This is a genomic window from Devosia sp. (assembly GCF_028290645.1).
GTDB lineage: Bacteria > Pseudomonadota > Alphaproteobacteria > Rhizobiales > Devosiaceae > Devosia_A.
In genome coordinates this window covers 1-7,468 of the sequence record NZ_JAQGJL010000023.1, presented here as the reverse complement: position 1 = coordinate 7,468, position 7,468 = coordinate 1, and the positions used below count along the sequence as shown (strand labels likewise).

The 7,468-nt window shown below is 68.8% G+C and carries 5 protein-coding genes; 1 reads left to right on the top strand and 4 read right to left on the bottom strand.

The window, feature by feature from the left end; genetic code table 11:
• On the top strand, positions 1-618 hold a 618-nt coding region (locus JWQ89_RS01470; RefSeq protein ID WP_299637791.1), incomplete at its 5' end, for an RQC domain-containing protein.
• Between the two features lie 152 nt (positions 619-770).
• On the opposite strand, the gene hrpB is transcribed toward JWQ89_RS01470, so the two are convergent.
• The 4 genes from hrpB to JWQ89_RS01450 form a co-directional block, all read right to left on the bottom strand.
• Positions 771-3,215: an ATP-dependent helicase HrpB gene (gene hrpB, locus JWQ89_RS01465; RefSeq protein ID WP_299637789.1), complete on the bottom strand. Its 2,445-nt coding sequence runs from the start codon at positions 3,213-3,215 to the stop codon at positions 771-773.
• A gap of 138 nt (positions 3,216-3,353) precedes the next feature.
• Positions 3,354-4,235, bottom strand: coding sequence for a PAS domain-containing protein (locus tag JWQ89_RS01460; protein ID WP_299637787.1), 882 nt, complete (start codon positions 4,233-4,235; stop codon positions 3,354-3,356).
• 83 nt (positions 4,236-4,318) lie between these two features.
• Positions 4,319-6,778 (bottom strand): EAL domain-containing protein, encoded by a 2,460-nt coding sequence (locus JWQ89_RS01455; protein ID WP_299637785.1) that lies wholly within the window; start codon positions 6,776-6,778, stop codon positions 4,319-4,321.
• A gap of 152 nt (positions 6,779-6,930) precedes the next feature.
• Positions 6,931-7,468: aminopeptidase (locus tag JWQ89_RS01450; RefSeq protein ID WP_299637783.1), on the bottom strand; the 538-nt coding region annotated here is incomplete at its 5' end.

Below are 7,468 nucleotides of genomic sequence, written 5' to 3'. Positions count from 1 at the left end.
TGCCTCGTGCCTGTCGATTCCTGGGAAGGCTCGGATGCCGCCATCATGGCCATGGCCGCCGTCTACCGGACAGGCCAGCGCTTCGGCGGCGGGCATATCATCGACGTGCTGCTGGGCAAGGTCACCGACCGGGTCACCCAGTTCGGCCACGAGAACCAGCCGGTGTTCGGGCAGGGCAGGGACCTCGACCAGCGCTCCTGGCAATCGGTGCTCCGCCAGCTGACCGCCATGGGCCTCCTCACCGTCGACAATGCCTTCGGTGCCCTCCACCTCGGGGAGGACTCGCGGGCCGTCTTCAAGGGCGAGCGCAAGATCACGCTGCGCCGCGACCGCCCCCGCAAAGCCACCGAAACCCGCCGTGCCCTGCAGAACGCCGTGCAACTCCCGGGCCCGGCCCAGGCCCTTTTCGAAGCCCTCCGCTCCGAACGCGCCCAACTCGCCAAATCCCAGGGCGTCCCGCCCTACGTCGTCTTCCACGACACCACATTGCGCGCCATGGCCATGGAACGCCCCCAGACCATGGCCGAACTCGGCACCATCCCGGGAATTGGTGAGGGCAAGCTGAAGCGCTATGGCGCGGAGTTTTTGGCTGTGCTCAGGGCGGCGGGGCCCGCCTAAGCTCCGGCGCGATCCGACCCCCACCCCTGTCCCCTCCCCCTGAAGAAGGGGAGGGAGACGCCAACACCGAACGCAATGTTCTGGTCTCCCTCCCCATGTTTAGGGGGAGGGGACAGGGGTGGGGGTCCACAACCACCAGCCCATCGACGAGCCTACGTCCCCCGAGGCTTCGCCCGCGCCGTCGCCACAGCCGCCACCGGATCCTCCGGCCAATAATGCCGCGGATACCGCCCCTTCAGATCCTTCGCCACCTCCTTCCAGCTCCCCCGCCAGAACCCAGGCAAATCCCGCGTCGTCTGGATCGGCCGATGCGCCGGCGAGAGCAGCACCAGCAGCAGCGGCACCTTCCCACCCGCGACACTCGGATGCCGGTCGAGCCCGAACAGCTCCTGCACCCGCACCTCCAGCGCCGGCCCGTTTTCCGCCCCATAGTCGATCGGCAGCCGCGACCCCGACGGCGCATCGAAATGACTGGGCAGCAGCCGCTCGATCTCCTGCCGCCGCCCCCACGGCAACAACCCCTCGAGCGCCCCACCCAGATCGTCGACCGTGATCTCGCCCACTCCCGTCCGCCCCACCAGCTGCGGCACCAGCCAGCCGACATCCGCCGCGAGCCCCGCATCCGAAAGATCCGGCCACTCCTCCCCGAGCGTCGCCCTCAGATAGCTCGCCCGCTCCGTCAGCGCCTTCTGCTCCTTGGTCCACGGCAGGACCCCGATGCCGAGCTCCGCAACCCCCGCCGCCAGCGCCTCCGCCGCCAGCACCGGATCGCTCACCGCCACCGGCGCCTCGTCGAGCCGCAGCGCCCCCAGCCGCCGCACCCGCCGCGCCCGCACGCTGCGCGAGCCGCGGTTGAACGCCATCGTCACCTCGTCGACGATCTCTGCCGCGAACAGCTCCTCGATCGTGCTGCGCTCGATCGCCGCCGCCGCCCGAATGCGCCCCGTCGCCGCCGCCCCGGTGATGTCGGTCACCACCAGATACGGCGCGCCCGCCAGCGCATCGGCCTCCTCGAGGCTCGCGGCGCGCCCATTCGCCAGCCGAAACCGCCCCCGCGCCCCCGCCTGCTGCGCCACGCGATCGGGATAGGCCCGCGCCAGGTGCCGCCCGACCTCGCCGCCCGACCCGGTATTGCCCACCATCCCGGCCCAGCGCCGCGCCAGCCCGCGCGCCTCGTCGGCACGCTTGCCCCGCTCGCGCCCGAACCGCTCCAGCCGGTGCGCCAAATCCGTCCCATCCCCGCCGAGTCCCCGCTCGCCCAACAGCACCGCCAGCTCGGCCGCCGTCAGCGCATCGTCCTCGGCCGAGGCGCGGTGCACCATATGCGCCAGCCGCGGATGCAGCGGCAGCCGCGCCAGCGCCTTGCCCTCGGCGGTAATCCGCCCCTCGCCGTCCAGCGCCTCCAGCCCGCGCAGCAGCGCCACCGCCTCGTTCCAGGCCGGCCCCGGCGGCGGATCGAGAAACTTCAGCTGCCCGGGATCGCTCACCCCCCAGGCCGCAAGATCGAGCGCCAGCCCCGAAAGATCCGCCTCCAGCATCTCCGGCGCATCGAACGCCGCGAGCGCCGCATTCTGCCCCTCGCCCCAGATCCGGTAACACACCCCCGGCTCGGTACGCCCGGCGCGCCCCCGCCGCTGATCCGCCGCAGCCCGCGACACCTTCCGCGTTTCGAGCACCGTCAGCCCCGTCGCCGGCTCATAAGCCGGCGCGCGCCGCAATCCCGAGTCGACGACGATCCGCACCCCCTCGATGGTCAGCGACGTCTCGGCGATCGAAGTTGCCAGCACCACCTTGCGCCGCCCCTTCGGCGCCGGCTGCACCGCCCGGTCCTGCTCCTCCGGCGTCAGCTGCCCATAAAGCGGTGCTATATCCGTATCCGCCGCGACCCGCCCCGCCAGCCGCTCCGCCACCCGCGAGATCTCGGCCTGCCCGGGCAAGAACACCAACGCCGACCCCGGCTGCCCCCGCAGCGCCTCCAGCACCACGCTCGTCGCCTGCTCCTCGATCCGCACCAGCGGGTCGCGGTCGCGATATTGCGTCTCGACCGCAAAAGCCCGCCCCTCCGAGACGATCACCGGCGCCCCGTCGAGCAGCTCCGCCACCCGCGCCCCATCGATCGTCGCCGACATCACCAGCACACGGAGGTCGTCCCGCAGCGCCGCGGCATCGAGCGCCAGCGCCAGCCCCAGGTCAGCGTCCAGGCTCCGCTCATGGAACTCGTCGAACAGCACCGCCGCGACGCCCTTGAGCTCCGGGTCATCGAGGATCATCCGGGTGAACACGCCCTCGGTCACCACCTCGATCCGCGTCCGGTTCGTCACCCTGGCATCGAGCCGCACCCGATAGCCGACGGTCCCGCCAACCTCTTCCCCCAGCGTCTGCGCCATCCGCCGCGCCGCCGCCCGCGCCGCAAGCCGCCGCGGCTCCAGCATCACTATCCTGCCGTCACCGCGCCAGCCTGCCTCGAGCAGCGCCAGCGGCACCCGCGTCGTCTTCCCCGCCCCCGGCGGCGCCACCAGCACGGCATAGGGCCCGGCCTCCAGAGCGGCCGTCAGCCGGGGCAGGGCCTCGTCGATGGGGAGGGGCGGCAGGTTCATGCCGCTTCAATCGGGGAAAAGTAGAACGGGCGCAAGGAAGACCAAAGCACCGGCGCTCGTGGGAGGGTCTGCCTCCCCATCCCTAGGGGGAGGGGATAGGGGTGGGGGTCCGCACCCGCCGGCCGCGGGTCAACCCCCTCAAACCACCGTCTTCAGCAAATCCAGCAACGACCCGTCGAAATCCTCGATCGGGGCCGATGGTGCCGCGCCCTTGCTCACCGCGATCTCCGACCAGCCCACGGTAACGGTAATGCCCCCGACCCTGCGGTCGCCGACATACCACGGGCTGATCAGCGTGTTGAACTGCACCGCCGTGCCACTGGTCGGGCTCATGAAGCTGCGGCGGGCCTTGACCGCCTGGCCCTTCAGCGCCGCCTCGTACTCTGCCGACTGCTCGGGCGGCATATCCGGGAAGAGCTGCATGAGCGTCTTCCCAATCACCTCGCGCCGTTCGATGAAACGGTGCGCCTTCAGCCAGTAGATGGAGCAGTCGAGCACCCTCAACTTATCGTCCAGCACCGCGATCGGCGCCGGCATATCGCCAACGAGGTCCTGCACCAGCTTCAGACGGCCCTGCACCTGCAGCTCACGCTCCATGTCCTGCGTCACGTCGCGGCTCGCCCCGAACAGTTCGGTCACTCGCCCGTCGCGTACCCTCAGGTCCGCGATCGTCTCGATCATCCTCAGCTGTCCGTCGCGCCGCTCCACCCTGAGCCGGCAGCGAAAGCCGCGCCGGTCCTGCAGCGCCTGCGCGATCAGCGTCAGCAGCTTGCCGCGATCCTCGGGGATGTAGAGCTTCACCATGTCCTGCAGCGGCACCGGGCCCTGGGGCACGAGGCCGTACATCCCGGCCACCCGGTCCGACAGCACCACGGTACCCGGGAAGATCACCTTCCACTGCCCGTAGCGCTCGTGCTGCTCGTACAATTGCAGCGCCCTCTCGGCATCGGTAAGCGCCGGAATCGGCTCCACCTCGGCGAGCGATGGCGCTGGCGTGGCGATCAGCTGCTTGTCGAACATGGGAGGTCCGTGACGGGCAGGAAGGATATTTGGCGGAAAAACTAGACTTATTGTCGTTAAGTATTGGTGTGTAACGCGAAGTTCTAACCCTGCCGCCGGAAGCTTTGGGCGGCACTCGGCTGTGCAACGAGGCCCGTCGCGGCCAGCGCGCGCGCCTGGCTCTGCGGCAGCGGCCGGCTGAACAGGTAGCCCTGCGCCTCGTTGCAGCCCTCGGCGCGCAGCATCAGCAGCTGTTCCCAGGTCTCGACGCCCTCCGCCGTCACCCGCGTCTTAAGCGAGCGCCCGAGCCCGATGATCGCCCTGACGATCGCCGCCGAGTCGTCGGCGCCCGGCAGGTCGGCGATGAACGAGCGGTCGATCTTGATCTTGTCGAACGGGAAGCGGCGCAGATAGCTCAGCGACGAATACCCGGTGCCGAAATCGTCGAGCGCCACGCGGATGCCCATCCGGTGCAGCTCTGCCAGCGCCGCCAGCCCCTCGGCGCTTTCGTCGAACAGCACCGACTCGGTGATCTCAAGTTCGAGCCGCTCCGGCTTCAGCCCGGTGCGCTGCAGCGCGTCCGATACGGCCCGCACCACGCCATGGCTGCGGAATTGTGCCGGCGACAGGTTCACCGCCAGCGAGATGTTCTCGGGCCAGCGCGCCGCCTCGGCGCATGCCTCCTGCAAGACGAAGGCGCCGATCGTATCGATCAACCCGCTCTCCTCGGCCAGCGGGATGAATACCATCGGCGACACCGAGCCGTGCGCCCTGCTGGTCCAGCGCAGCAGCGCCTCGAAGCCGGTGAGCCGGTTACTGCCGATATCGATCTGCGGCTGGTAGGCCACCGACAGTTCGCCCCGTGACAGTGCCAGCGACAGGTCCCGCTTCATCTCGCGGCGCTGGCGCAGCGCCTCGTCCATGGCCGGTTCGAAGAAGCGGAAGTCCCGCCCCTTGTCGCCCTTCACCCGATAAAGCGCCACATCGGCATATTGCAGCAGGCTGTCCGCCGTCCGGCCATCGCGCGGCGCAATGGTGATGCCGATGCTGGCGCCGATGCTGACCGTCTCGCCTTCGATCTCGAACGGCGCCGCCAGCGCCGCGAGGATTGCTTGCGCCCCTACCGCCGCATCCTCGGGCTCCCGCACAAACAGCAGCAGCGCGAACTCGTCACCGCCGAGCCGCGCCATCAGGTCGTGCTCCCCGGCGCAGCGGTTGAGCCGCTCCGCCACCTCGCGCAGCAGCGCATCGCCGGCCGGATGCCCGAGCGTATCGTTGACCAGCTTGAAGTCGTCGAGATCGATCGACAGCACCGCCAGCGTCTCGTCGCCCTGCAGCCGGCCCAGTGCCGCATCCATCCCCTCGAGGAAATGCATGCGGTTGGGGAGGCCTGTCAGCGTGTCGTGGCGCGCGAGGTGCGCGATCTGCTCCTGCGCCTTGCGGCGCTCGGTGACGTCGCGGAAGAAGATGATGAGACCCTCGGCCGTCCCGCACGCCTGGATCTCGAACCACGCTCCGGCGCTCGGCAGATAGTCCTCGAACGCGATATCGGTCTGGTTCGCCATCGCCGTCGCGTAGTGCCGGAAGAACGGCGCGGCCTCCTCGACATCGAAGAGATGGCGCACGTCGCGCCCCACATAGGGACCCAGCGCCTCGGGGAACACGCTCATCGCCCGGCGGTTGAGATAGGTGATGCGCCAGTCCCGGTCGACACTGATGACGCTGTCCATCGTGCTTTCAAGCACGTTGGCAAGTCGCCGCGCCCCGCTCTCGACCTCGACTTCGTTGTGCTTGGCCTCGGTGACGTCGCGCGACAGCGCCAGCAGCCGCGCCACCTTGCCGTCGCCGTCACGGATCGGCGACAGCGAGATGTCCCACCAGCGCGCTGTGCCCTTGGCGGTGGGACCAAACAGTATATGCCGAACCGTTTCGCCCTGCCGTGCTGCGTCGATGGCCGCACGCACGATCCGCTTTTCAGCGGCGGGCCAGAAGCGATCGAAGGGCAGCCCCTTGATCGCCCGGAAGCTGTCGACCTCCATGATCTCGATGCCCGGGCCGTTCATGAAGATCAGCCGCCCCTCGGTGTCCAGCACCTCGATCGCCATCGTGCTCGCCTCGAGGATCGAGCGGCCGAAGGCCTCGCTTTCGCGCAGCGCCTGCTCGGCCTGTATGGCGCGCGTCGCGTCGAGGACGATGATCTGCACCTCGCCGGGTGCAAGCGGAAAATAGGTGGCGTTGAAATGCCGGATCGGCCCGGCGGCGGGGTCACGCCGAAAACGGAAGGTTCCCGACTTTCCGGTTTGCGCCGATATCCTGAGCCGCCGCCGGACCCGCGTCCGATCGTCGGGGTGGATCCGCGCCAGCGTAGCGCCGAGCGGCACGCCCTGCTCGAGGTCGCTGCCTCTCACCACGCTCGCCGCGGCGTGGAACACCTGGTCGCTCGCCTCGTGCCAGGTCCACACCGAAATGCCGGCGGCGCTGGTGACCTGGCGCAGCGTCTCGACCGATATCTCGGCGCGCCGGCTTATCGTTGCCGCCTTCGATGAAGTCGTCTTGCTAGGCATGCGGTCCTCACCCCGCACGGATGCTAGCCGGGGCAGGGCCGCTAAAATGTTAATCGGCGCCTGTGTATCGATCACGATACAGCGCCCTTGCCCCCGAAACCGCGCCGATGGTTAAGGCTTGCTGAGCATGTCGCCCGGCAAACCTCGATATCTCAGGCCCACTCGCCTTTGCGCATCACCGGCACCTTGCTGCCGTCGGCTTTGATGCCGTCGATGTCGATCTGCCCCGAGCCGATCATCCAGTCGATATGAATCAGGCTCTTGTTGCCGCCGCGCGCCGCGATTTCCTCCTGGCTGAGCTTGGTGCCGCCGATGAAGCAGTCGGCATAGCACTGGCCGAGCGCGATGTGGCTGGCGGCATTTTCGTCGAACAGCGTGTTGTAGAACAGCACCCCACTCTTCGAGATCGGCGACGAATGCGGCACCAGCGCCACCTCCCCGATTCGCCGCGCGCCCTCGTCGGTGTCCATCACCTTGTTGAGCACGGCCTCTCCCTTCGTCGCCTTGGCCGAAACGATCCTGCCTGCTTCGAACTTCACCTCGATATTCTCGATCAGCGTGCCGTTGTGCGACAGCGGCTTGGTGGAGTGCACCCAGCCGTCGACGCGATCTTTGTGCGGGGTGGTGAACACCTCCTCGGTGGGGATGTTGGCATTGCAGACGATGCCGTTCTTGGCGGTCGAGGCGCCG

Coding starts and splice junctions, on each gene's coding strand:
- JWQ89_RS01460 (WP_299637787.1), bottom strand. CDS start 4,235: ATGTTCGACAAGCAGCTGATCGCCACGCCAGCGCCATCGCTCGCCGAG.
- JWQ89_RS01455 (WP_299637785.1), bottom strand. CDS start 6,778: ATGCCTAGCAAGACGACTTCATCGAAGGCGGCAACGATAAGCCGGCGC.
- hrpB (WP_299637789.1), bottom strand. CDS start 3,215: ATGAACCTGCCGCCCCTCCCCATCGACGAGGCCCTGCCCCGGCTGACG.